The organism is Comamonas squillarum, from assembly GCF_025309455.1.
In the GTDB taxonomy this organism is placed as follows: domain Bacteria; phylum Pseudomonadota; class Gammaproteobacteria; order Burkholderiales; family Burkholderiaceae_C; genus Comamonas; species Comamonas squillarum.
Genome location: NZ_CP104377.1, coordinates 3,718,864 through 3,743,309, shown reverse-complemented (window position 1 = coordinate 3,743,309; position 24,446 = coordinate 3,718,864). Strand labels below are relative to the sequence as shown.

The window sequence follows — 24,446 nt, the reverse complement described above, 5'->3', positions numbered from 1 at the left end:
CGGCCTAGCAAGACCCCAGGGTGCGCTGCACGGCCACCCTGCTCCGTCATAGTCAATGCCCCGTGGCCTGCGCCCGGGGCATTTTTATCGCTGGTGCCCAGAGCGCCGTCGCCGCTACGGCGCCCTGGCGCGGGCACAAAAAAGCCGGGGCAGCTGCCCCGGCGGTTTGGCGTATCGGCGCTCAGCGGCCCCGGTGGAATGGGCCACCTAGCCCCTGCTGCCGCGCAGAGGCTTAGTGCATTCAGCCCTGGCGCCGGCGCAGCGTGGCAGCGCCCAGCAGCATCAGCGACAGCGCCACCAGCGCCCATTGCTGCAGCGTAGGCACGGCAGCGGGCACGGCGGGCACCGTGCGCACAAGGGTGTAGACAAAGGATGCCGTGTTGCCGCTGGCGCCAGTCACCAGACCCACCGATACCGGCAGCGTCTCGCTCCAGACATAGTCTGCGGGGGCCGCTGGCATGGTGGGCGTTTGTTCTAGCGTGCAGTTGGCACCCACAGGCACATTGGTGATGGCAATGGCTCCAGCGCTGCTGCCGCTCAGGTTCACGGTGGCGCTAAAGCTGCCATCGGCGCCGCAGTTGGCGGTATAGCCAAAGCTGCCGCTGATGCCCGCTGCCGGGCCACCGGTCACGGTGGTGCTGATGGTGATGTCGGTATTGGCACGTGCCAAGGTGTTGACCAGCAGCGCATGGTTGGCCGCTGGCGGCGCGGCCATCGCGACCGAGACGCTGGGCGCCGGGTCTTCCACCCAGATATGGTTGGCGGGGGGCGCGGGGCGTGTGCCCTCGGTCACCACGCAGCTGCCGCTGGCGATCACTGGCGTGACGGTGACACTGCCGGTCTTGGGCGTATCCAGCGTGATCGAGGTGTCGATCGCGGGCAAGGCCTGCCCATCGCTGCCGGTGCAGACCACCGAGACGGGGAAGCTGCTGCCGGTCAGATCCACCGGCGTGATGTTTGCCGGCCAGACCACTTGCTTGGCGATGGAGAGTTGCGCGGGCTGGCAGGCCAGCGTGGCCGTCGCTGGCGTGTTGACCTGGCCAATCGGCGAGACAAAGTCTGTGCCCGGCGTGATGGTGTTGGTCAGCACCGGGGTGTCCGTGCAAGCCTGACGGCCAGCATCGGTGTTGGGCCAGACCACCGGCACCGTGATGCTGCAGCCGCCGGGCGGAATGGTCACACCGCTGCTGCGGATGACATTGGCGCCAGCGACGGCACTGAGGCTGCCGCCCGTGCAGGTATTGCCGACGGTGCCTGCCCCCACCACCAAAGGCGCTGGCAGGTTGTCGGTCATATCGACATGGATGATAGGGTCGCGCGTGCCATTGGACAGATCGATCGTCAGCACGGTGCTGTTGTCGCTACCGCCCAGGTAGATATCGCTTTTGTCAAAGCTTTTGCTGACCTTGGGCAGGCCGCAGGCGCCGTTCTCGGAGGTAACCGCCTTGAGGAAGGCGGGGCCCACCTTGCCCCGGTTGGCCGTCCACGACTGGTACTGCGGGATATCAAAGAAGGAAGAAAACTCCACCATGGCAAACACGCAGGCTCCACGGCTGTTATTGGATTGGAAGGTGGGAATCAACACCCCATAAACATCGTTGATGGGCGTTGTGCCAGGAGCGGGAAAGTTGGATGGCGGCGTTCCCTGTGCCAAATACAGTGCGTTGTCGGCTGGCACGTTATTGATGTAGTTAACAGAACCGCCTTCAAACGGATTCAAGCCTGAGAAGTCCGCTGAAAATCGAGTATTGGTATTGAGCGGGAAGCGTGCATCGGCTGCAGCGCGCCCCACTGAAAAAGCCGAGCCGGTTCCGGCATTCAAGGCAGCCATCATTTGGCGCGCATTGCCTCCAGTCTGTGCCTCGCAACATCCATCAGTGAAGAACACAATGGAGTTGGCCCAGCGGTTGGCCACCGCATCTTGCAATACTAACCAGTTCGATGCATCGACGGGCCTTTCACTACTGGCAACAATGACAACGTCATAAGGTCCCGGTGCATCGGTAAAGGTGCGCTGCGAGATCGCACCAGCGGTGCCCAACACCGACAGGCGCGTCAGATCACTAGGGTTGGCGAGTTGCGAGGCAAATTCACCTTGCAAGTTGTCAAAACCACTGGCGATAAGGGCTCGCTCCGCATTGGCACCCGTGATATTGGTCGTCAGCAGCAGCACCTTTTGTGCCCAGGCCTGCTGCGCACCCGCGCTTAGCAACAAAGCCGCCAGGCATAGCCTGAAAAAATGGGGGAAATTTTTCATTTCGTCCTCTCTGAACTTGTCCATCTAAAAAACAGATCTGCAAGGCAAACCGATGGAGCGTCTCCCGAGCGGCTGTTGCAGCTGGCTCTTGCAAGCGCCTGCGGTTGCATAGCCCGGTGGCGCACCAAGCAGGAAGGTGGCGGGCTTGCGTTGCAGAGACATCGTGTGAGAGGTGATCATACATATTCAAAAGCTATTAGGAAAATTTACCAAACGATCAAATGCAATCTATTGCAATTTTGTTGTTAATTGATTAAAAGCATCATTGGAAATCGGCGGGCGATCAGGGGTGGCCGGCGTGGGCGCCGCAGCACGGACGGCCCAGAGCAGCCAGTGCACAGCGCAGCGGTTGTACCCACGCAAGGTTTCACAAAGCTAGGGATATACCCGTGTGCTCGCAAAAAATCTGAGGCGAATCAACACCGTATTGCCCGATCTGTGCCGCCTGTCCATAGACCTAGGGACAGACAGCGCCAGCGCGTGACCGCAGACTGGGTGGCATGGGCGCAGACGCTGTGGCAAGGGCCGGGCTTGGCTTGGCAGGCAGCCGCGTTGGCGTGAATGAACACCATGGATGGACTACCAAGGAGCACCAAAGCGATGGCAAAACCGTTTGCATCATCGGCCGACATGACGGCCAAAACCGAGACGCTGGAGATCCTGGGCGATGGCGTCTATGCGCTGACCGCGCAAGGCGACCCCAATGTGGGCGCGATCGAGGGCGAGGACTTTATTGTGGCGATCGAGGCGCGCGCCACACCAGCGGCAGCGCGTGACTGGCTGCGCACGCTGCGGGCGCACACGCAAAAACCCATCAAATACCTGGTGCTCACGCACTACCATGCCGTGCGGGTGCTGGGCGCATCGGCCTTTGAGGCCGAGCACATCATCAGCAGCGACGTGACCCGCCAGCTGATCGAGGAGCGCGGCGAGCAGGACTGGGCCAGCGAGTACGGCCGCATGCCGCGCCTGTTCAAGGAATTCGAAGGCATTCCGGGCCTGACCCGGCCGACCCAGACCTTTGCCACCCGCCACGAGATCGCGCTGGGAGGCGAGCGGGGCACGCTGGAGCTGCAGTTCAACGGCCGGGGGCATACGGCGGGCGACATCGTCGTCTGGCACGACAAGAGCAAAACCCTGTTTGCGGGCGATCTGGTGGAGGCCGAAGCGGCCTTGTACACGGGCGATGCCCACCACTTTGAATGGGCCGGCGCAACGCTGGACCAGCTCAAGCAGTACCGCGCGCAGAACTTGGTCGGCGGCCGGGGCGCGGTGGCCCGGGGCGAGGCGGCATGCGACGCGGCCATCGAGCAGACGCGCGCGTTCCTCCAGGGCATGATCGACCAGGTGGGACCGGTCTACCGGCGCGGCGGCACGCTCAAGGAGGCTTTTGAGGCCACCCACCAGGCGTTGGCGCCCCAGTTTGGCCGCTGGCCCATTTTTGAGCACTGCCTGCCGTTCAATGTGCAGCGCCTGTGGGACGAGTTCGATGGCATCAGCTGGCCGCGCATCTGGACGGCCGAGCGCGACCGGGACGTCTGGGCCCAGCTGCAAGGGTGAGCGCCATGGCAGCGAGCACGATGCATCCCCTGGCGCAGGCGCGCAGTGCCACCGCGCCGCCCGCCACCCCACAGCACCGGGGCATTCCGGTGTGGCGCCATATCGGGGCCACGCCGGCAGCCAGCCGCCAGGAGCCGCGCGCCAGCGTGGTCATCGCCGGGGCCGGGCCGGTGGGGCTGGCCATGGCGCTGGACCTGGCGCGGCGCGGCCATGCGGTCGTGGTCATCAGCCGGCTGGACTTTGTGCCGGGAGGCTCCAAGGCGATCTGCTTTTCCAAGCGCTCGCTCGATATCTTCGAGCGCCTGGGCGTGGGCCAGACCCTGCTGGACAAGGGCGTGACCTGGAACGTGGGCAAGGTCTTTTGGGGCGCGCGCGCCGAGCCCATTTACCAGTTCGACATGCTGCCCATCAAGGACCAGCAGTACCCGGGCTTTATCAATATCCAGCAGTACTACGTCGAAGAGGCCTTGCTCGATGCGCTGCGCGCCCTACCCAACGTGCAATTGCGCCTGGGCCAGAACATCGAGTCTCTGCAGGTCTTGGCGGACCATGTGCGGCTGGGCGTGCAGGCGGGCGCGCAGCATTACACGCAGGAGGCCGACTGGCTCATCGCCTGCGACGGCAGCAAATCGACGCTGCGCGGTCTGATGGGGCTCGATTTCAACGGCCGGGTGTTTGAGGAGAACTTCCTCATCGCCGACATCCGCATGCCCCAGGAACGCCCTGCCGAGCGCTGGTTCTGGTTTGATCCGCCGTTCAACCCCGGCCAGTCGGCGCTGATGCACCGCCAGCCCGATGGGCTGTGGCGGCTCGATTTTCAGCTTGGCTGGGGCATTGACCGCGAGGCCTGCGCCCAGCCCGAGAACGTGGAGCGCTATGTGCGCGCAATGCTGGGGCCCGGGGTGCCGTTTACCACGGAGTGGCACAGTATCTACACCTTCCAATGCCGCCGCATGGACCGCTTTGTCCATGGCCGCGTGCTGTTTGCAGGCGACAGCGCCCACCTGGTATCGCCCTTTGGGGCGCGCGGCTGCAATGGCGGCCTGGCCGATACCGACAACCTGGGCTGGAAGCTCGACCGGGTGCTGCGCGGGGAATCGGGGCAGGCGCTGCTGGAGAGCTACAACGACGAGGCCATTGCGATGGCCGATGAGAACATCCTGCATTCGAGCCGCTCCACCGACTTCCTCACGCCCAAGAGCGCTGCCAGCAGGGCCCTGCGCAATGCGGTGCTGGAGCTGGCAGCGCGCGAAGCCTGGGCCCGGCCCTTTGTCAACTCAGGGCGGCTGTCCACCGCCATCCCCTGCCCGCACAGCGCGCTCAACACCGCCGATGACCAGCCATGGGAGGGCGGCCTGTGCCCCGGCGCGCCAGCGGTGGACGCACCACTGGCCGGGCATTGGCTGCTGCCACGCCTGGGGGGGCGCTTTGTGCTGCTGGCCCACCAGTGGCATGAGGCCCTGCCCGCAGGCGTGGAGCTGCTCGATATTGCCGCGCTGGGCGATACGGCCCTGCTCCAGGCGCGCTATGCGCTGGCGCCGGGCTGCGGCTACCTGATCCGCCCGGACCAGTATGTGGCCGCGCGCTTTCAGGCGCCGGTCGCGGCCAGCGTCTTGCAAGCAGCACTGGATACCGCTTGCGCCTGTGACAGCGCCAGCACCGGTGCCGCCCCGTTGCCCACCCGATTCACCACTGCCACAGGAGCACGGCCATGACCTGCCTGATCCGCCACCCCAACCTGGAGCGCGTCGATGATATTTACCAGCAACTGTTGCACATGCACGAGGGCCTGGACGAGGCCCAAAGCCTGCAGGCCAGTGCCAGGCTGATCTTGCTGCTGGCCAACCATATTGGCGACAGCAGCGTGGTGCTCAGCGCCATCGCACTGGCCGCGTCGGCTGCGGGCAAAGCGGCGGACTGACCGCGCCCCGGGGACCCCTGGCCCCTGGGCTCGGTGGCCTGTTCGCAAGCCGCAACGCCAGCGCCAGCGCCAGCCAGCAAATAGGGCATAGACCCACTTTATAAAAGGAGACAAATACATGGGGAATTCATCGATCAGCAGCCTGCCCGCGTCGCCGGCAGGCACCACCACCCCGGATGAACGCCGGGTGCTCACTGCCACCTTGGTCGGCACGGCCATCGAATGGTATGACTACTTCATCTACGCGCAGATGGCCGGCCTGGTGCTGGGCACCTTGTTCTTTGGGCCTTTGGCCCAGCACAACCCGGCCCTGGCACAGATCATTGCCTTCGCCACCATCGGCATTTCGTTCTTGTTCCGGCCGCTGGGCGCGGTCGTCTGCGGCTCGCTGGGTGACCGGCTGGGCCGCAAGGCCGTGCTGGTGATGACCCTGGTGCTGATGGGGGGCGCAACGATGCTCATCGGCCTGCTGCCCACCTATGCCCAGATTGGGGTATGGGCGCCCATTTTGCTGGTCGTGCTGCGCGTGGTGCAGGGCTTTTCGGCCGGCGGTGAATGGGGCGGCGCGGCCCTGATGGCGGTGGAACACGCCCCGCGCCACCGGCGCAGCTTTTTCGGCTCCTTTCCGCAGATCGGGGTGCCCATTGGCCTGCTGCTGGCCACCTTGGTGCTCAGCATCCTGACCTCGTCGATGTCCAGCGAGCAGTTCATGGCCTGGGGCTGGCGCATTCCGTTCCTGCTGTCGATCGTGCTGATCGGGGTCGGCACCTTGATTCGCCGCAGCGTTGGCGAGTCGCCGATCTTTGAGCAGATGCATGCCCGCAAGGCCGCTTCATCCGCCCCGCTGCGCAGCCTGTTCCGCCACCACGGCGGCACCGTGCTGCGCACGGCGCTGATCTTTGTCGGCAACAACGCCGCCGGCTACTTGCTCATTGCGTTCTTTGTGGCCTATGGCCGCAACAAGCTGGGCCTGTCGGCCACGCCGCTGCTGGTGGTGACCATGGCCGCCTCGCTCAGCTGGCTGGTGTTCACGCTGGTGGGGGGCATGATGGGAGACCGCTTTGGACGGGTGCGCACCTTCCAGATCGGCTATGTGCTGCTGGCCCTGTGGGCGGTGCCGATGTGGTGGCTGGTGGATTCGGGCAGCCTGGCTCTGTTCTTTGTCGCGCTGGCGCTGCTGAGCATTCCGCTGGGTCTCACCTATGGCCCGCAGGCGGCGCTCTATGCAGAGATGTTTCCGGCCCATGTGCGCTACTCGGGCGTGTCCGTGGGCTATGCGCTGGGAACCATCCTGGGCGGGGCCTTTGCCGCCTCCATTGCGCAGTGGCTCATCACCAGCTATGGCCAGTCCTTCTATATCGGCATCTATATCATGGGGCTGGCCCTGGTGTCGCTGGTCGCCGTCAGCACCACGCGCGAGCGCATGGGGGTCGATCTGCAGCAGTAGCGGGTGCACAAGCGGGTCAGCGCACTGCGATGGCCCGCGTCGTTCCACGATGCCACCCACAGAGCCCCTAATGGCTGCCCAGGCCGCAGCAAGGAGTCGCCACCATGCAAGCGTTGATGTTTGATCCCTCGATGGGGCAGTCGCTGCTCGACGCGGCGCTGTCGCCCGATTTTGCGCAGACGCTGCTGGGCGCCTCGCGCGGCCTCGACCAGGTCGAAGAGATCTTCGCCTACCAGGTCGATGCAGCGGGCGGCGTGCACGAGGTCCTGGCTGCCGGCGAGCGCCGGGGGATTGCCGAGCGGACAGGCGCCTACGCCCGGCGCTTCCATGCGATGGACCCGGTGCTGCAGGCGCAGGCCTTGCGGGGCAAGCGCAGCGGGGGTTTTTCGCAGCAGGTGCGGGCCTGCCATCTGCCCTCGGGGGAGTACCGCGAACTGTGTTTTGAGCAACCGGGCTTTGTCGACAAGCTCAGCTTCAGCTGGGTCGATGCTTCGCAGCGCTTGCTGATTCTGAGCTTTTACCGGGGTCTGCATGTGCAGTCCGCCAGCCCCAGTCCGCAATTGGCCGCCCTGGGGCAGTTGGCGATGGTGGCCTTGCATGCCCGGGTCCGGGAATCAGCCGCCCCCACCCGGCCGCAAGCCGATGCCGATGCCGATGCCCAAGGTCTATTGCTGGCGCGCCTGCAGCGCAGCTTTCCGTCCCTCACCGCGCGCGAGCGCCTGGTCATTGCGCGCTCCTTGCTGGGCGACAGCGCCCAGGACATTGGCACCGCGCTGTCCATCAGCACGGCGACAGTGCATACCTACCGGCTGCGTGCCTATGCGCGTTTCCGGTTTCGCCGGGCCAGTGATTTTTTGCCAGGGCTGCTGAACTAGCGCCTGCCGTCTTCAGAGCAGTTGAGGCGCTCGCAGCGCGCAATGAGCGTGCCTTTGCGCACACGGGCATCCAACCAACAGGCATAAAAAAACCGGGGCATCAAGCCCCGGTTTTGCTGGTTGTGCTCACCCAGCCAGCAGTGCGGAGTGGCCCGCCCTGCTGGATGGCTGATTTAGCGCTTGCGCAGTTGCAGGCTGGCGCCGGCAGCCAGCAGCAGTGCCAGCAGCAGCAGTGCTACGCGGCTGTCCACTGGCACGGGCGTTGGCGTGCCCGCTTGTGCCTTGACCAGGCTGTTGCTCACCGTCACTGGCACATTGGTGTTGGCCGCGATGGTCACCGGGCTGCCTTCCAGCGTTGGCGCATCCCACTGGTAGCCAGCCGGTGCGGCAGGCAAGGTTTGCGCAATCGTGCACTCAGCGCCGGCCTGGGCACCGGTGATGGTGCCGGTCGCGCTCGCTGGTGGCGACACGATGGTCACGCTGTGGGTGGTTCCCGCTGTGGGCAGGTTGCAAGTGGCAGTCACGACAAAGCTGAAGGGACCGGCCACGCCATCGGGCAGGGTGGTGTTCAGGTTCACCAGAATGTCACCGGTCTGCCCGGTCAGCGCATTGGTCACACCGACTGCCACCGCACCGGTGCTGGGCACCACCACGGGTGCGGGCACCGACGGAGCCGCCCACACGTAGTTGGCAGGCGCCGTTGGCAGCGGCTGGTCTTCCACCACCGTGCAGTTGGCACCGGCTGGCACATTGGCGATCGTCACCTTGGTGTTGGTCGGGTAGTCGGCCAACGTGGCGGTGTAGACCGAGCCAGCGCTAGGCAGGTCGCAGGTGGCGGTAAAGCCAAAGCTGAAGGGGCCGGTCACGCCGCTGGGCAGTGCCAGGGTCTTGGTCACTTCAATGCCCGCTTGCTGGCGCACCAGGGTGCTGGCCATCGTGGCGGCAACGGCGCTGTTGGCAGACACCGTGACGTTGACATTGGCCGCCGCAGGGCCCCAGCTGAAGTTGGCAGGTGGCGTGGGCAGGGGGCCTTCAGCCACTACGCACTGGGCGCCAGCGGGCACATTGGCAATGGTGGCCGACGTCGCGGTCGGGTAGCTCAAGCTCGCAGGGAACACCGTGCCGGCACTGGGCAGGTCGCAGGTGGCCGTGTACGTGAAGTTGAACGGACCGGTCACGCCATTGGGCAGGGTCAGCGTCTTGTTGATGGTGATGCTGCCAAACTGCTGGTTCAGCGCATTGGTCACCGCCACCGAAGCCACGCCACTGCTGGGCACCGTGACCGGAGCAGGCACGCTAGGCGCTGCCCATTCGTAGCCATCCGGTGCGGTTGGCAGCGGGGTGTTTTCCGTCACCGCGCAGCTGGCGCCCGAGGGGATGCCAGGGATCGTCACCCGGGTGTTGGTCGGGTAGTTGGCCAAGGTCGCAGTGAAGGTCGAGCCCGCGCTGGGCAGGTTGCAGGTGGCGGTAAAGCCAAAGCTGAAGGGGCCGGTCACACCGCTGGGCAGCGCCAGGGTCTTGGTCACTTCAATACCGGCGGTCAAGCGCACCAGGCTGCTGGCCATCGTCACCGGGGCTGAGGCATTCAGCGGCACCGTCACATTGGCGTTCGCTGCCGCAGGGCCCCAGGTGTAGTTCGCAGGGGCTGCAGGCAAGGGGCCTTCCGCCACGACGCACTGCGCACCAGCGGGCACATTGGCAATGGTGGTCGACGTCGCGGTCGGGTACGTCAGGCTGGCGGGGAACACCGAACCGGCCGTTGGCAGATCGCAGGTCGCCGTGTAGCTGAAGGTGAACGGACCAGGGGCGTCACCTGGCAACACCAGATCCTTGGTGATCGTGATGCTGCCATACAGCGCATTGAGCGTATTGGTCACCGTCACCGCCGCGTTGCCGTTGGCAGCGATCACCACGGGCGCAGGCGCCGAGGGGGCCGCCCATTCGTACGAGGCAGGGGCCGCGGGCAAAGGGGTGTCTTCGGTCACCGTGCAGTTGGCAGTGGCGGGCACCTCGTCAATCGTCACCGAGGTATTGGCCGGGTAGCCGGTCAGGGTCGCAGGGTAGGTGAAGCCAGCGGTGGGCAGGTCACAGGTTGCGGTAAACGCAAAATCAAAAGGACCGGTCACACCCGCGGGCAGCACGAGCGCCTTGTTGATGGTCAGGCTGCCCTGCTGGCGCTCGGCAAACAGGTAGTCCACCGCCGTTCCGCCCGTGGGTACCACGATGCCGCTGATGCTGCGGTCCACCGCCGTGCCAGACGCTGCGCCATTGACGGTGCCGGGGGTGGCACCAACGGCCAGCCACTGCGCATCGGGGGCAATGCTCAAGGTCCAGGAGCCGCTGGCAAGACCTGGGAAATTGGCCTGGCCATCGACCGTGGCGCCCGGCGCAAAGCTGTACACGCCCGAGGCGTCGGTCACTGCGCTATGCGTTTCGCCCGCCGTGCAGGCAGGGCCGGCATCGCAGGTCAGCGTGGCCGTGATGCCCGCTACTCCCGCTTCACCAGCGTCCAGCGTGTTGTTCATGTTCAGGTCGTTGAACACCAGGCCCGTCAGGCTGGCAGCCGCCTGGCCACGCAGCTCCACCTGTCCGCTTGCCGTCAGCACCAGGCCCCCGGGGCTCAGCTCGCGGCCAAACACGTCGTTGTACAGCTCGGTGGTGGGCGCCAGCGGGGAAGCGCTGCGCATCGTCAGGTTGGCAATACCGCTGTAGCCCGGTTGCAGCGTCGAGCTGGTGGTAAAGCGCAGCGCCGTCACACCGGCGGGGAAGGCACCGCCGGCGTAGGCCGTCCAGGCCACGCCGGTGGCTGCATCTTCATTGCCCGGGGTTTGGACGGCAGCGCGCACCGTGGCCGCTGCCGTGGTGGTGTACTCAATGCCGATCGTGCCCTGGCCGGAGCCACCCATGGCGGCGGTGGCGCTGACCATTTGCAGCGGGCCCAGGCCCGTGGTGCCGCGGTCGTCGCCATCAAAGGGCAGCACATCGACCATGCGCAACTGGCCCTTGGCCGTGCTGGTGGCATTGCCAAACGAGATCGCATAGGTAAAGGGCTGTCCAGCGGTGATGCGGGTGACCGGATTGGCCGGGTCGCTGTTGTCGACCGTGCCGCCACTGACCAGCGCCTTGCTCATCTGGAAGCCGGCAACGCCCGACACCGTGGTGCTGACCCGCTCATTGCGGTCTTGCAGCAAGGCGGCCGGCACGATATTGGGCACACCGGTGTAGTCGGCAAAGCTCAGGTCATTGTTGGCTGCCACCAGGCCCACCAGCGGGTAGGTGCCCACAGGAGAGATATAGGCTGCCTGAACCTGGAAGGTGATGGCCGGGTGGGCCGTGGCATGGCCCTGGTACGGGGCCGGGCCCACCGCGCCACCGGGTGCTGCCAGGTCGCCCAGGTTCAGCACCAGCTTGGCGGGAGCGCCATCGTCAGCCGTGCCGGGCAAGCCGTCCGGGCCCAGATTGGCGGGCGTGAGCACATAGGTTGCCCCGGGCGGCAAGGCCGGTGCAATCGAGCTCTCCAGCGGCTGGATATAGGTGTTGGGAAAGTCAAGGGTGATCTGCACATTGCGTGAGACGCCATTGACCCCGGGCGTGGTCGCGCCAATGGTGGTGGGCGTGACGCTGATCGGGAAAATATCGCCAGGCGAGACGCTGCCGGGCAGCGCAATGCTGTGCCGCACCAGCGCAGAGGCCGCCTGCACATAGCCGCCACCGTTGGCGCCAGCGGTGCTGCTGTTGCCGTCAAAGGTCGAGTACACGCGTCCGCTGGCTGCCGTGAAGTACTGGAAGAACCAGGGCAGCGGTGCATCATCGGCCAGGGCCAGCGATGCCGCGCTGCTGCTGCGCTGCAGCGGCAGCACCAGGCCCAGCGTTTGGCCAGGCGTCAGATTGGGGATGTACGCGTAGCGCACGCTGGTGATGGTATTGGGCGGCAGCGATGCGTAGTTGCTGGTCCACAGCGGGTTGCCATCACCGGCGACCCCGCAGTTGGCCGCGCGGCGCGCCGCATCATCGGCATAGGGCTGGGCCGAGTACTCCATCACCATATTGGCGGGCGCTACATCGGGCGACAGCAGGTTGGTCGGCTGGTAGAAGATCGCCAGGTTGCTGAGCTTCAGGCTGGCGGCCGCGCGCAGCTCCAGCAAGGCCGGGTTCCAGGCCACGCAGGATTGCGCATCGGTGGCCGGGTCTTCGGAGGTCGGGCGGTTGCCCACGCCCATCAGCGCATTAAAGGCCTGGCCGGGTACCACCTTCTCAAAGTTCTGGGTATAGCCATGGCCATCGCCGTAGATCAGGTTGACGTTGTCATACACCGCGCCGCCACTGATGGCCAGCTGCAGGGTTTGGGTACGGCTGACCGTTGCAGTGGCACAGGTTTGCGTGCCGTTCGCGCCAGCCGGGCAGACATAGCCGGGCTGGTAGCCAGGCGCTGGCACCGCATCGGGCTGGCCGCCCAGGCCCAGTGGTGCAAAGTTGACCAGCTGCGCCGTGATAGCGCTGTTCTGGCCTGCCGGGAAGTTGGGAATCTCAGGCACACCAATTTGCACAATCGCCGTAGCGGTTTGCCGCCATGTCGCCTCATAGCCGCCGGGATTGACTGCATCAAGGAAATGGGTGGTGGGGCTAGTGAACTGCACCGTTACATCGGTGCCCGGCCCGCCGGGCTGGCTACAGGTAGCGCCAGCGGGGCAGGTACGGACCACGGCGCCCGTCTGCACCTTGATGGTGACGGACACCGGGTTTTGCAGCGCCTCATAGCCCTTGAAGTTGCCGCTGGCGGGCAGCAAAGCGCCCAGGCTGATGGTGACCGGCATGCGCCGCTCCCACACGTTGGAGCCGGTGGAGGTTTCCGCACGCACAATATTGGCAGCCTCCACTCGCGTGCGGGTGTCGGTTTTGGGCGTGGCAGACACGGTAACCGGCGCCGATGTGACCGACGAGCCGCTGGACGCGGCCGTCAATGCCACCGAGGCGCCATTGGCGACATTGCCCACCCAGCTGAGCACCTGGAACGACTCTACGCCCGCACTGGCGGGCTGGCGGTTACAGGTCAGCACGGTTCGGGCAGCATTCAAGCTGCCGCCGCCGGGGCCATTACACACGGAGGCAGCAGTGGCAGTGGGATCCCAGCGCATGCCCGCAGGCAATGTCGCGGTGATCACGCTGTTGCTGGTGTCCGAAGCGTTGTAGCCGATGGTGTAGAGGACGGTGTCCTGGCTGCGCACGACGCCATTGGCAGGCCCGCTGTCATTGCCGGGGTTGTTGTCGGCGTCGAATGGGCCGCTGCCGTCGGCACTGACCACCGCGCTGGTGATGGTGATGGCCGCTTGCGCCGGGCTGGCCAAGGCGCACAGGCCCGCCAGGGCCAACAGGGCCCTGCCAATCACCGCGCCGCGTAGGGCGCCTCCGTTGGGCCGGGTCGCAGGCCCTTGCGCCTCCCAGCGCATGCGATGCAGATAATTTTTTATCACATCAACTCCATTCATTGGAAATATTAATATGTACAAATTTTAATGGCCTCGTTACCTAAATTAGCACCGCGGACAATGGCTGGCACAAAAACCACTGTTTTCGTCTTGGTTTGAAAAAATTAACATTCATACGTTACATATGCCACAACCTAGGGTTTACGCGGGCGCTCCGGGTCGGCTGTTCGGTGCCTATTTTGTCGCCACCAAAACCTCGCAAACGCCTATGGGATAAGGGTTCTACCTCTGACATGCGACATCGCTGCAAACCCATCCGCCAAGGCATTCGGTTAACAATTCGTCGCCAAAATGGCATAACGCTCTCTTTGGTTTATTTCGTAACCTTTCGTTTTTTTGCATGCAACCCACAGTATTTACCGTTTATCAGCACGCGCACAAAAACTACCACTTCTCGAAAAATTTGTTGTATTAGCAATGCTCTAGGCATCTGCCGATTTTCATAAGTTCTGATCAGAAAAGTGTCAGATATGACTGGCTAGTTATTCAGTTAATGACTTTATCTATACACTTTTGATTTGTTAACTTCTGACAACCCAGCGCTGTACCTGACTGGCACCACAGGGCTCTAAAACCCTAGAAATTCACAGCAAAAATCGCATTTGACGCTTGCCAGGTCACTGCACCTGAACGCGCCCAATGGGCTGTAAAAAAAACCGCGCCCCCGCCATCAAACCCTGTAGCTCCAAGGGTTTGACCACCTGCAGGCATGGTATCGACGGCCTTTTTCCGCCCCCACACCCAGCAGCAGCGCCAGCACAGAATGCGCATTCAACATAGCTGTTAATGATTTGATTCATTGATTTATTAGCATAAAGCTATAATTTATGCGCATGTGTCGCTGTATGCCGCCCAGTCTCTACAGATGGCGGCCCAGACACGCTTTCTTCAGGTCTGCAGGCACAGGGTGGGGTACCGCCCAGCCATTGCGGGCCTGATTCCCCGCTTCATCCCGGGTGGTGAGGTCACCGCCCGCCTTGCGCTACCGCTGCCTGCGGGTCGTACCTATCCGCCCCTCGCAGGCAGCACAACACGCCCCTTCTTTCTGCCATGTACCTCTTGATCATTGCTGTCAGCCTGTTGATGCTGAAAATCTATGAAATTCCACCGATAGATAGCTGGCCATGGCCCCATGTGCTGGCGCCCTCGTTGCTGGCCCTGCTGTGGAAGCTGTGGGCCGACTGGTCCGGCTACACACGCCGGCGCAGCCGGGCGCGGCGCGCCCGCAAGCAATCGGCCCGCTATGTGAAAGACAAGGACCTTTTCAGATTCAACGCGACCCGGTCCCGCGACAGATAAGAGCGGCCCACACCGCCCCGGCAAACCCACCCCGTGTTTGCCCTGGAGACGAGAGGCGAGCCGCTGGCGGTGCCACAAGCACTGCCGGGCCTGGCTACCGGGCATGTGTGGGCCACTCAGCGCCGGCTGCATACCGCGCAAGGTATGCGCCATTTCCCCCACGCACTAGAAGAAGTAGTTATGCTCACCTTGATTGGCTTAGCCATTGTTGTTGTCATCGTCGCCTTGCTGCTGAGCGAGAAGGTCTCGCCCGTGATCAGCATGGTGCTGGTGCCCCTTGCCGGCGCCCTGATCGCTGGCTTCAGTACCAGCGAGATCACCGGTTTCTACCGCCACGGCATCAGCTCCGTGGTGCAGGTGGTGACCATGTTCATCTTTGCCATTTTGTTTTTTGGCGTGATGAACGATGTGGGCTTGTTTGACCCGCTGATTCGCGCCATGGTGCGCATCACGCGCGGCAATGTGATTGCCGTGGCCGTGGGCACGGTGCTGATATCGGCCATCGCACAACTCGATGGCGCAGGCGCCTCCACCTTCTTGCTGGTGGTGCCGCCGCTGCTGCCGCTGTACCAGCGCCTGAAGATGAGCCCCTACCTGCTGTTTTTGCTGCTGGCTTCCAGCGCCGGCGTGGTCAACATGCTGCCCTGGGGTGGGCCGGTGGGCCGCGTAGCCACCGTGCTGGAGATGGATGCCGTGGCGCTGTGGCGCGAGCTGGTGGTGGTGCAAGGCCTGGGCCTGGCCTTGCTGCTGGTGCTGGCGGTGTTTTTGGGCCTGCGTGAGCAGCGCCGCATCCGCCGCCAGGCGCTCAAGGCCGAGCTGGCGCAAGCCATGCCTGCTGCGGTGTCCGGCTCTGCGTCTGCAGCTGCGTCTGCGTCGGTGGCGACATCGGCGCCCGCATCCGCCCATCCCAGCCATGTCGACGAGCTGGCCGCGGCACTGCAGCCCCATGCCGCCACCGAACTGGCCATGCAGGCGGCTGCGGCCAAGGCGGCCGATGAGGCGCGCGCGCAGCTGTTGCGCCCCCGGTTGCGCTGGGTCAATGCGCTGGTGTTTTTGCTCACCCTGGCGGTGCTGGTGATGGGCGTGTTCCCGCCCGGCTATACCTTCATGATTGCGCTGTGCGTGGCCCTGGTCATCAACTACCCCCAACCCAAGGTGCAGATCGAGCGCATCAATGCCCACGCGGGCGGCGCCATCATGATGGCCAGCATCATCTTGGCGGCCGGTACGTTCCTGGGCATCCTCAAGGAGTCGGGCATGCTCAACAGCATTGCGCGGGCCTTGGTCGATGTGCTGCCGGCCGTGCTGCTGCCCTATATGCACCTGGTCATTGGCGCCATCGGCATTCCGCTGGAGCTGGTGCTGAGCACCGATGCCTACTACTTCGCGCTGTTCCCGGTCGTCGAGCAGATCACCTCGCAGGCGGGGGTGCCGTCGACTTCGGCAGCCTACGCGATGATCATCGGCAGCATTGTGGGCACCTTTGTCTCGCCGTTCTCGCCAGCGCTGTGGATGGGCCTGGGCCTGGCCAAGCTGTCGATGGGCCAGCATATCCGCTACTCGTTCTTCTGGATCTGGGGCTTGTCGCTGTCACTGCTGGTGCTGACCTGGATGCTGGGCATTATCTGACCGGCACGGCGCCAGCCCTGCCCCGGGGCAGGGCTGGCGCACCGTGCTAGCGGCGCAGCAGACGGCTCGCTGCAGCGCGCGCAGGCGCACTCTCCTCGGCCGGTGCCGGCCGCGCCTGCAGGGACTGCCGGAAATCGCGCGCATAGCCAAAGCTGGGCGCCGGGTGGCGCGCAGCAAACCAGAAGGTGGTGGCCGCGGCAATCTGCGGCCTGCAGTACCAATAGGCATGGCCATCACCATCCATGGCCCACCAGCGCGCATCCTCTGGCGCCTGGCTCCAATCGATGCTTGAGAAATTCATAGTTGAGCTTGTAAAAAAATAAAAGACATTCCCGCGCCGGCTGTCCGGCCCGTCGATGGGCCCGGTCTGCTGCACCAGCAGCGGAGTTTCGGAAAAGCACCAGGGGACGCCATTGCGCAGCGGCAGCGCCGGCCCGGTCAAGACATGGCATCCGGGCAAAGGGGCAGGCTGCTGCGGGCATGCACAGCGCATCGGCAGCATGGGCAGCAGGCTGCGGCAGGCAGTGCGCTGGCCCAGGGCCAGGGAGGCGCTGAACGCCACCGGTCAAAACGCCCTGTGGGCGGCACGCCAACCTCGGGTCGATCTGTGCGAAAAAACCAACTTAAATAATATACTATATCTATCGTTAATAAATAGCGATAAATTCAACAAATGTTAGGTATACCTACGATCTACCCCATCTGTGGCACAGTCGCTACCACCCCGGCGCCATCACTTCGCCATTCATCGGTAAAAACACCGATGAAACAGAGGCAATTTCGTAAAAATCTCTGGAACTTTTACGCTTCTGTTGGTGCAATCCAGCTGCCATCGGCGACCGTTCCCACCCATTTTTTTACGCATCTGTAAAAAATTTAATTACATAGCAATTTACAATTGGAGTAATTATTTTGATTTGAAAAAATGAATTCATCATGACCCACGTTTACCAGCCGCAGAGATCGGCATCCATCCCCACATTGCGGCAGCTCAGCTGCTTCAAGCAGGCCGCTGAGCACCCCACCTTCACCCAGGCTGCCCAGTCGCTGGCGATGAGCCAGCCGGCCTTTTCCTCCGCCATCCGCGAACTCGAAATCACGCTGGGCGTCACCTTGTTTGACCGCAGCATGCGGCGCGTGCGGCTGACACCAGCGGGCGAATCGGTGCGCGCCCAGGTCAGCTGGATGATTGCCACCTTTGACCAGGGCATGGAGGAGATGCTCCAGCGGCTGCAGCACCAGAGCCGCTCTATCCGCATCCACTGCATCCCATCGGCATCGCAGTGGATTGCGCCGTACATGGCCCAGTTCCAGCAGCGCCACCCGGAGGTGCATTTCGTGCTCGACGACATGCACAGCGACACGCTGATCGAGTCGATCACGCAAGGGGATGCGGATATTGCGGTCGGGCTGCATTTCGATATGCCTGCGCACATTGATTCGCGCCTGATCACCAGCGATGAGATCGTGGTCGTGGTCTCCCCGCGCCATCCGCTGGCCCAGCAGGCCAAGCTGCACTGGCACGATCTCAAAGACCAGCCGCTGGCGGTGCTGCGGCGGGGCAATACCTATGACATGATCACCACCGTGCTGCGCGAGCAGGGCGTGCATGTCAATGTGCCGCACAACCTGTCGTCGATCGAATCGCTGTACGCGCTGGTGCACAGTGATCTGAAAGTCGGACTGATATCCAGCCTGAGCAAGCAGGCGCACACTGACCCGCAGCTGTGCTACCTGCCGATCGCCCGGCCACAGCTGGCCAGAAAAATCTGTCTGATGAAGCACGGCAAGCAGGCCGACACCCCGTTGCTGGTGCAAGCCTTCTGGGACATGCTGTGCGAGACGCTGTGAGCCCGTCCAGACCACCGCCTATTGGCTGCAGGCCAGCGATTGCTTGCCCTTCCTTCCCCGGCGCCAGTGCGTTATCGCCAGCGCCACAGCCCCGCCCTGCGCTAGTCTGAATACCCTTTGGGCCAGGCACTTGGCCGCTCACAACAAGCCTCCCAGTTCTTGCCCCGCGCCGTATGGCCAATGCCGGGGTTCAAGCTGTTACTGGGGTCCAGCTGGCGGTAAAAATCGGCCAATGCAGGCTTGGCCACATAGAGGTGGCCCACATTGTGCTCGGCCGGGTACTCGGCCCGGCGCGCATCGAGCAGCGCCCACATGCGGTGCTCCATGGCCAGCGGATCGACGCCCTTTTTCACGATGTAGTCCTGGTGGAAGACATGGCAGAAAAAGTGGCCGTAGTAGAGCTTGTGCACTATGTCGGCCTCGACCTCGGCGGGCAACTGCTCCACCCAGTCACGGTCATTGCGGCGCAGGGCGACATCGAGCGCGACAATGTCTTCGACCTGGGCGCGGTGCACTTCGCGGTAGCGGATGGCAGCGCCGGCAATCGCAAAGCGGTGCAAAAAGGCCTTGCGCCCTTCATCGGCATCACACTCAAACCAGCCGCCACTGGCGCTGCCAGCAAAATGCGTGCTCAGAAACGCGCGTGTGGCGTCCGCCGTGTCGTTCGATACGCGCAGCAGCAGGTGGTGCTCATAGCGCTCGCGCCACTGGCGCATGCGCGCGGGCAGGTGGCTGGGCAAGAGGTTGGTGAACGCCTGGATGATGCGGTCGCTGACGCCGCGCAAGCCCAGCCGCTCAAAGAAGCCATCGACCCGGCTTTTGAGCGCAAAGGCCGCAGGCACGCGGGCGGTGCCAAAGCGGTCGATCAGCAAGAAGGTATCCTTGCCGTATTGCTCGCCAATGTCGTAGGCGGTGCGGTGGATGTACTCACCGGCAATCGGCAACTCCGGCAAGGCGGTGAGCAGATGGCGGCGCACCGTGGTCAGGTCGTCGGCCGCATTGCTGCCGATATAGAAGACGGTGCTGGGCACTTTCGGAAAAGTATCGAGCCGCACTGCAAACAGGCAGAGCTTGCCGGCCGAGCCCGAGGCCTCAAACAAGCGCGAGGGATCGGCATTGAAGCGCGCGGGCGAATCCTGGTCCACATCGCGCACGGCGGCGGCGTAGCGCGGGTCGGAGGCGGCGCGCTGCGCATCGTGCGTGATGTCGGCCTCGCGGTAGTCGCCGTTGTGCAGGCGGGTCAAAATCTCTTGCGGGCTATCCCCCAGCGCAATGCCCAGGTGGTTGACCAGCGCCAGCGAGCCATCGGCCCGCACCTGGGCGTAGAGCGCCAGCTCGGTATAGGCCGGTCCGCGCCGCACCAGCGAGCCGCCGGAGTTGTTGCAGATGCCGCCGAGCACCGAGGCGCCGATGCAGGACGAGCCGATGACCGAATGCGGCTCGCGCCCCAAGGGTGCCAGCACCTGCTCCAACTTGTCCAACGTGGCCCCGGGCAGGCAGATGACCTGGGCGCCACCGCCAATCACCTGCACTCCGGTGATGCGCAAGGTGTTGATCAGCACGATCTCGCGGTCATAGCCGCTGCCATCGGGCGTTGACCCGCCGGTGAGCCCGGTGTTGGCCGCCTGCATGATGACAATGCGGCCTGCGGCCACAGCGGCCTCCAGCACCTGCCACTGCTCCCACAGGCTGGCCGGGCGCACCACCGCCAGCACCGGGCCTTCGCCAGTCCGGTGGCCTTTGCGAAAACGGCGCGTGGCCTGGTCGCCCGTCAGCACATGGGCGGGGCCGACGGCGGCGCGCAGCTGGTCAAGCAGCGCTTCGCGCGAGACGGAGGTGGTGTTGGCAGCGGTCATGGCAGGTCTTGGTAGGGTGCGTCGTTTACTGGCGCACCAGCAGATCGCCGTTGATATCGGCGACCTTGGCCACGCTGGTCAAGGTCATCGCCACGCGCATTTCCTTTTCCATCAGCTCCAGCAGGTGCTTGACGCCGGCCTGGCCCGACGTGGCCAGCGCATAGATAAAGGCGCGGCCGAGCAAGGTGGCGTCCGCCCCCAAGGCGATGGCGCGCACAATGTCGAGCCCATTGCGGATGCCCGAGTCCGCCAGAATCTTGATCTGGCCCTTGACCGCATCGGCAATGGCCGGCAACGCGCGGGCCGAGGACAGCACGCCATCCAACTGGCGGCCCCCATGGTTGCTGACCACAATGCCATCGGCGCCAAAGCGCACGGCATCCTTGGCGTCTTCCGGGTCCAGGATGCCCTTGATGACCATCGGGCCCTTCCAGAAGTCGCGGATCCATTCCAGGTCCTTCCAGGAGATCGATGGATCAAAATTGCTGCCCAGCCAGCCGATGTAGTCGGCCAAGCCGGTGGGGCTGCCCCGGTAGGCGGAGATATTGCCCAGGTCGTGCGGTCGGCCGTTCAAGCCCACATCCCAGGACCAGGCCGGGTGGGTGACGGACTGCCAGTAGCGGCGCATCGCGGCGTTGGGGCCGCTCATGCCCGAATGCGCATCGCGGTAGCGGGCGCCGGGCACGGGCATATCAACGGTGAACACCAGCGTGGAGCAGCCGGCGGCCCGCGCGCGCTCGAGCGCGTTCTTCATAAAGCCCCGGTCCTTGAGCACATAGAGCTGGAACCACATGGGCCGGCCCAGGCCGGGTGCCACCTCTTCAATCGGGCAGACCGAAACGGTGGACAGGGTGAAGGGAATGCCATGGGCAGCGGCGGCGCGTGAGGCCTGCACCTCGCCCCGGCGTGCAAACATGCCCAGCAGGCCCACGGGCGCGAGGATGGCGGGGATAGAGAGCTTCTCGCCAAACAGCTCGATGCTGGTGTCGAGCTGGCTCATGTCCTTGAGCACGCGCTGGCGCAGGGCCACATCGGCGTAATCAGCCACATTGCGCTTGAGCGTTTGCTCGGCGTACGCGCCGCCATCGATGTAGTGGAACAGAAACGGCGGCAGGCGCTTTTGCGCGGCGGCGCGGTAGTCGGATGCGGAAGAGATGATCATGGTGGCGCTCTCAGGGCTGGGAGGTTTGTCTCGGTATGTTGGTTGTCAGGGTCCGCGCAGATCAGGGCGCCCCGGGCGGGCTGGGCATCAGCTCGGCCGGCAGGCGCATCGATCGCTCGCGCCGCGCGCGCTCTTCGTCCATCTGCAAGATGGTGTGGCGCACATGCTCCAGGTGCTCGCCAATGCAGGCGCGGGCGCGCTGCGGGTCGCCCTCCAAAATCGCCTGCATCAGGCTTTGGTGCTGCACGGTGAGCTGCTGCAGCGTGACGGGGGCGCTCAAGCGGAACATGTCATGGCGGTTGCGCTCCACGGTAGACAGCACCACGGTGAACAGGCTTTGCATCACCTGCACCAGCACCAGGTTGTGCGATGCCTCGGCAATCGCCAGGTGGAACTGCGCATCGGCGCGTGCGGCCAGCTCGGCATGGCCGCTTTGCTGGTGCTCAATCATCACATCAAAACAGCGCTGGATGCGTTCCTTGTCTTGCGCGGTGGCACGCTGCGCGGCCAGCCAGGCGGTGCTGCTCTCCAGCGCATGGCGGGTCTCCAGCACGTCATAGCGGTAGTTGGGGTCCGATTCAATCAGCCCGGCCAACGGCCCCATGGCCTCTTGCAGCCAATCGGCCGATGGCACCGTTTGCACATAGGTGCCATCGCCGCGCCGGGCCGACAGCACCCCCTGGCTGATGAGCTTTTGCAGCGCCTCGCGCACCGATGTGCGCGACACCCCCAGCTCCAGCGCCAGTTGCCGCTCCGCCGGCAGGCGCTGGCCCGGCTGCAAGCCACGGGCCTGCACCAGGGCAAGCAGTTTTTCGACAACATGGTCAGCGAGGCGCATGGGGAGAGCTTTCAGGTGGTATGTGTTGCCGTCGCGGGCTCCATCAAGGGCGATGGCGCAGCGACGCTCAATGACCCGGAATCATCCACGGAAACACATAGGCCTGCAGCGTAGTCATCAAACCGATGATGACCGCAAAGATCAGGCTGTGCTTTACCGTGAAGCGAAACAGATCCGATTCGCGCCCCGCCAGACCCACGGCCGCGCAGGCAATGGCGATGGACTGGGGCGAGATCATCTTGCCCGTCACACCGCCGGTGGTGTTGGCGGCCACGGTCAGCACCTGGGGCAGGCCCAGCTGCTGCGCAGTAGTGGCCTGCAGCGCGGCAAACAGTGCATTGGCAGAGGTGTCCGAGCCCGTCAGGAACACCCCTATCCAGCCCAGGAAGGGCGAGAAGAAGGTAAAGGCCTGGCCGGTGTGCGCCAGTGCCAGCGCCAGGGTGGCCGACAGGCCCGAGTAGTTGGCGACAAAGGCAAAGGCCAGCACCATACCGATGGAGTAGATCGGCACGGCCAGTTCCTTGAAGGTCTCGGCCAAGGTTGCCACTGCCTTGGACGGCGACAGGCGGGTGAAGGCAATGGTGATCAGCGCCGCAATCAGGATGGCGGTACCGGTGGCCAGCAGCCAGTTGAAGGTGTAGACGGCGCCGTAAGGGGCGGCAGCGGCCACGACGGGCGGTGTCTTCTCGACCAGGTTGTGCAGAAACGGCACCGGAATATTGATGACGGTGGACGCCAGCGGGCCACCCGCGGCAAACAGCGCCTTGAAGGGCTTGATGCTCCAGACCGTGACCATGGCCGTCAGGATGATGAACGGCGACCAGGCCTTGATGACGGCAACAGCCGTCAGCGGCGCGCCCGACGACACAGGCGCTGCGGGCACGGCCGTTGCAGCCGGCTCACCCGCCTCAGGTGTGAAGCGGAAGATGCGCTTGGGCTGCCAGACTTTGAGGAACAGGGTCAGCGCAATCAAGGACACGATAGCCGAGGTGATATCGGGCAGCTCCGGGCCAATGTAGTTGGCGGTGAGAAACTGCACGATCGCAAACGAGCCGCCACCGACCAGCACCGCAGGCCAGGTCTCCTTCACACCGCGCCAGCCATCCATGATGGCCATCAGCCAGAACAGCACCAGCACAGTCATGAAAGGCAGCTGGCGACCGGCCATCTGGCCAATCGCAAAGGCATCGACGCCTGAGACCTGGCCGGCGACGATGATCGGAATGCCCATCGCACCAAACGCCACCGGTGCGGTATTGGCGATCAGGCACAGGCCTGCGGCATACAGCGGCTTGAAGCCCAGGCCCACCAGCAAGGCCGCCGTGATCGCGACCGGCGCGCCAAAACCTGCCGCCCCTTCCAGAAACGCGCCAAAGCAAAAGCCCACCAGGATGAGCTGCAGGCGCTGGTCCGGCGTGACCGACAGGATCGACGAGCGGATCACATCGAACTGCCCCGTCTTGACGGAGATCTTGTACAGAAACACCGCAGCCACAATGATCCAGGCAATGGGCCAAAGGCCATAGAAGAAGCCATAGACGGCCGAAGCCAGCGCCGCGCTGACGGGCATGCGGTAGAACAACAACGCCACCGCCAGGGCCAGCACCACCGTGATGGTGCCCGCCTGGTAGCCCTTGAGCCGCAACTTGGTTAATGCCAAAAAGAAAAACAGGATCGGAATCAATGCCACCAGGGCCGACACCCAGATGTTGCCAGCCGGGTCGTAGTTTTGCTGCCAGAGAGTTTGCATGGCGATGTCTCGAAGTTATTGGACGGGCGCATGGCGCGCCTTGTTCTTGGGCTGTTCACTGGAGGCTTGGCGCTGACGGGCTGCTAGGGCTGCCCTGTGCTTGGCCTTGCTTGGTGAATGGCTTGTTCGCTATGCCGTTGGTTGGACCTTTGGTCTAAATTGGTATTACCAATAAACCATGAAATCGCCAATCTGCGGCAAAGTTGGGCGATTATTGGGGAATCATGCAAATTTATTGCCAGGGTAAACCCTTAATTTGACAATCTAGTGTGCCATTTTCCATATTGGTCATACCAATATGAAGCAATCAAAGCGCAATGGCTTTGCATGGAACACGTCCGGGTTCCATCAGGCATGGCCTGCCCATGTGCATGTCCAGACGCCGCGGAACCTGCGGTTTTGAGGTTGACTGGATGTGGATGGGGTTGGCGTCGCTGGCAGCAAGAACTTGTCTTGGTTACTGGCGCATGGCGTGTTCAGAGGAAAGCATGCCGAGGGAACCGTAAGCATGCGGG

Annotated in this window: 15 protein-coding genes; 8 read left to right on the top strand and 7 right to left on the bottom strand. The window is 63.9% G+C overall.

The genetic code is table 11. From position 1 onward, the window contains the following. Window positions 1-241: 241 nt before the first annotated feature. Complete coding sequence (locus N4T19_RS17195) at window positions 242-2,257, bottom strand: IPTL-CTERM sorting domain-containing protein (protein WP_260718618.1); 2,016 nt, start codon at window positions 2,255-2,257, stop codon at window positions 242-244. Window positions 2,258-2,857: 600 nt separating this feature from the next. Here N4T19_RS17195 and N4T19_RS17190 point away from each other — a divergent pair. The 5 genes from N4T19_RS17190 to N4T19_RS17170 all read left to right on the top strand — a co-directional run bounded on the left by N4T19_RS17190 (window position 2,858) and on the right by N4T19_RS17170 (window position 8,060). After that, window positions 2,858-3,817 (top strand): MBL fold metallo-hydrolase, encoded by a 960-nt coding sequence (locus N4T19_RS17190; protein WP_116925452.1) that lies wholly within the window; start codon window positions 2,858-2,860, stop codon window positions 3,815-3,817. Window positions 3,818-3,822: 5 nt separating this feature from the next. Further along, the gene (locus N4T19_RS17185) at window positions 3,823-5,532 is read left to right on the top strand and encodes an FAD-dependent oxidoreductase (protein ID WP_260718617.1); all 1,710 of its coding nucleotides are present in this window, start codon (window positions 3,823-3,825) and stop codon (window positions 5,530-5,532) included. Next, on the top strand, window positions 5,529-5,738 hold the full coding sequence (locus N4T19_RS17180) for a DUF2783 domain-containing protein (protein ID WP_260718616.1): 210 nt from the start codon (window positions 5,529-5,531) through the stop codon (window positions 5,736-5,738). The genes N4T19_RS17185 and N4T19_RS17180 overlap by 4 nt, the downstream gene beginning before the upstream one ends. Window positions 5,739-5,856: 118 nt before the next feature. Beyond that, window positions 5,857-7,185 carry an MFS transporter gene (locus N4T19_RS17175; RefSeq protein WP_116925451.1) on the top strand — a complete coding sequence of 443 codons (1,329 nt, stop codon included), beginning with the start codon at window positions 5,857-5,859 and terminating at the stop codon, window positions 7,183-7,185. Window positions 7,186-7,289: 104 nt separating this feature from the next. Further along, on the top strand, window positions 7,290-8,060 hold the full coding sequence (locus N4T19_RS17170) for a helix-turn-helix transcriptional regulator (RefSeq protein WP_260718615.1): 771 nt from the start codon (window positions 7,290-7,292) through the stop codon (window positions 8,058-8,060). A 173-nt stretch (window positions 8,061-8,233) separates the two neighbouring features. On the opposite strand, the gene N4T19_RS17165 is transcribed toward N4T19_RS17170, so the two are convergent. Next, window positions 8,234-13,531 carry a DUF5979 domain-containing protein gene (locus N4T19_RS17165; RefSeq protein ID WP_260718614.1) on the bottom strand — a complete coding sequence of 1,766 codons (5,298 nt, stop codon included), beginning with the start codon at window positions 13,529-13,531 and terminating at the stop codon, window positions 8,234-8,236. A 1,065-nt stretch (window positions 13,532-14,596) separates the two neighbouring features. On the opposite strand from N4T19_RS17165, the gene N4T19_RS17160 reads away from it, so the two are divergent. Together N4T19_RS17160 and N4T19_RS17155 are read left to right on the top strand one after the other, a co-directional pair. Further along, on the top strand, window positions 14,597-14,845 hold the full coding sequence (locus N4T19_RS17160) for a TIGR04438 family Trp-rich protein (RefSeq protein ID WP_116925448.1): 249 nt from the start codon (window positions 14,597-14,599) through the stop codon (window positions 14,843-14,845). A 180-nt stretch (window positions 14,846-15,025) separates the two neighbouring features. Continuing rightward, window positions 15,026-16,474, top strand: coding sequence for a CitMHS family transporter (locus tag N4T19_RS17155; protein ID WP_260718613.1), 1,449 nt, complete (start codon window positions 15,026-15,028; stop codon window positions 16,472-16,474). Window positions 16,475-16,520: 46 nt separating this feature from the next. Here the strand turns inward: N4T19_RS17155 and N4T19_RS17150 are convergent, their stop codons facing one another. Further along, on the bottom strand, window positions 16,521-16,775 hold the full coding sequence (locus N4T19_RS17150) for a hypothetical protein (protein ID WP_021026177.1): 255 nt from the start codon (window positions 16,773-16,775) through the stop codon (window positions 16,521-16,523). A gap of 635 nt (window positions 16,776-17,410) precedes the next feature. Here N4T19_RS17150 and N4T19_RS17145 point away from each other — a divergent pair. After that, on the top strand, window positions 17,411-18,325 hold the full coding sequence (locus N4T19_RS17145) for a LysR family transcriptional regulator (protein WP_182344501.1): 915 nt from the start codon (window positions 17,411-17,413) through the stop codon (window positions 18,323-18,325). A 101-nt stretch (window positions 18,326-18,426) separates the two neighbouring features. Here N4T19_RS17145 and dld read toward each other — a convergent pair whose 3' ends face one another. From dld to lldP, 4 genes are all read right to left on the bottom strand, one after another. Then, window positions 18,427-20,181, bottom strand: a complete 1,755-nt coding sequence (gene dld, locus N4T19_RS17140) for a D-lactate dehydrogenase (protein ID WP_260718612.1) — start codon at window positions 20,179-20,181, stop codon at window positions 18,427-18,429. A gap of 25 nt (window positions 20,182-20,206) precedes the next feature. Then, window positions 20,207-21,343, bottom strand: coding sequence for an FMN-dependent L-lactate dehydrogenase LldD (gene lldD / locus N4T19_RS17135; protein ID WP_116925444.1), 1,137 nt, complete (start codon window positions 21,341-21,343; stop codon window positions 20,207-20,209). A gap of 61 nt (window positions 21,344-21,404) precedes the next feature. Continuing rightward, on the bottom strand, window positions 21,405-22,181 hold the full coding sequence (gene lldR / locus N4T19_RS17130; protein ID WP_116925443.1) for a transcriptional regulator LldR: 777 nt from the start codon (window positions 22,179-22,181) through the stop codon (window positions 21,405-21,407). Between the two features lie 67 nt (window positions 22,182-22,248). After that, window positions 22,249-23,931: an L-lactate permease gene (gene lldP, locus N4T19_RS17125; protein ID WP_260718611.1), complete on the bottom strand. Its 1,683-nt coding sequence runs from the start codon at window positions 23,929-23,931 to the stop codon at window positions 22,249-22,251. Window positions 23,932-24,446: the final 515 nt, after the last annotated feature.

Coding starts and splice junctions, on each gene's coding strand:
- N4T19_RS17195 (WP_260718618.1), bottom strand. CDS start 2,257: ATGAAAAATTTCCCCCATTTTTTCAGGCTATGCCTGGCGGCTTTGTTG.
- N4T19_RS17190 (WP_116925452.1), top strand. CDS start 2,858: ATGGCAAAACCGTTTGCATCATCGGCCGACATGACGGCCAAAACCGAG.
- N4T19_RS17185 (WP_260718617.1), top strand. CDS start 3,823: ATGGCAGCGAGCACGATGCATCCCCTGGCGCAGGCGCGCAGTGCCACC.
- N4T19_RS17180 (WP_260718616.1), top strand. CDS start 5,529: ATGACCTGCCTGATCCGCCACCCCAACCTGGAGCGCGTCGATGATATT.
- N4T19_RS17175 (WP_116925451.1), top strand. CDS start 5,857: ATGGGGAATTCATCGATCAGCAGCCTGCCCGCGTCGCCGGCAGGCACC.
- N4T19_RS17170 (WP_260718615.1), top strand. CDS start 7,290: ATGCAAGCGTTGATGTTTGATCCCTCGATGGGGCAGTCGCTGCTCGAC.
- N4T19_RS17160 (WP_116925448.1), top strand. CDS start 14,597: ATGTACCTCTTGATCATTGCTGTCAGCCTGTTGATGCTGAAAATCTAT.
- N4T19_RS17155 (WP_260718613.1), top strand. CDS start 15,026: ATGCTCACCTTGATTGGCTTAGCCATTGTTGTTGTCATCGTCGCCTTG.
- N4T19_RS17150 (WP_021026177.1), bottom strand. CDS start 16,775: ATGAATTTCTCAAGCATCGATTGGAGCCAGGCGCCAGAGGATGCGCGC.
- N4T19_RS17145 (WP_182344501.1), top strand. CDS start 17,411: ATGACCCACGTTTACCAGCCGCAGAGATCGGCATCCATCCCCACATTG.
- dld (WP_260718612.1), bottom strand. CDS start 20,181: ATGACCGCTGCCAACACCACCTCCGTCTCGCGCGAAGCGCTGCTTGAC.
- lldD (WP_116925444.1), bottom strand. CDS start 21,343: ATGATCATCTCTTCCGCATCCGACTACCGCGCCGCCGCGCAAAAGCGC.
- lldR (WP_116925443.1), bottom strand. CDS start 22,181: ATGCGCCTCGCTGACCATGTTGTCGAAAAACTGCTTGCCCTGGTGCAG.
- lldP (WP_260718611.1), bottom strand. CDS start 23,931: ATGCAAACTCTCTGGCAGCAAAACTACGACCCGGCTGGCAACATCTGG.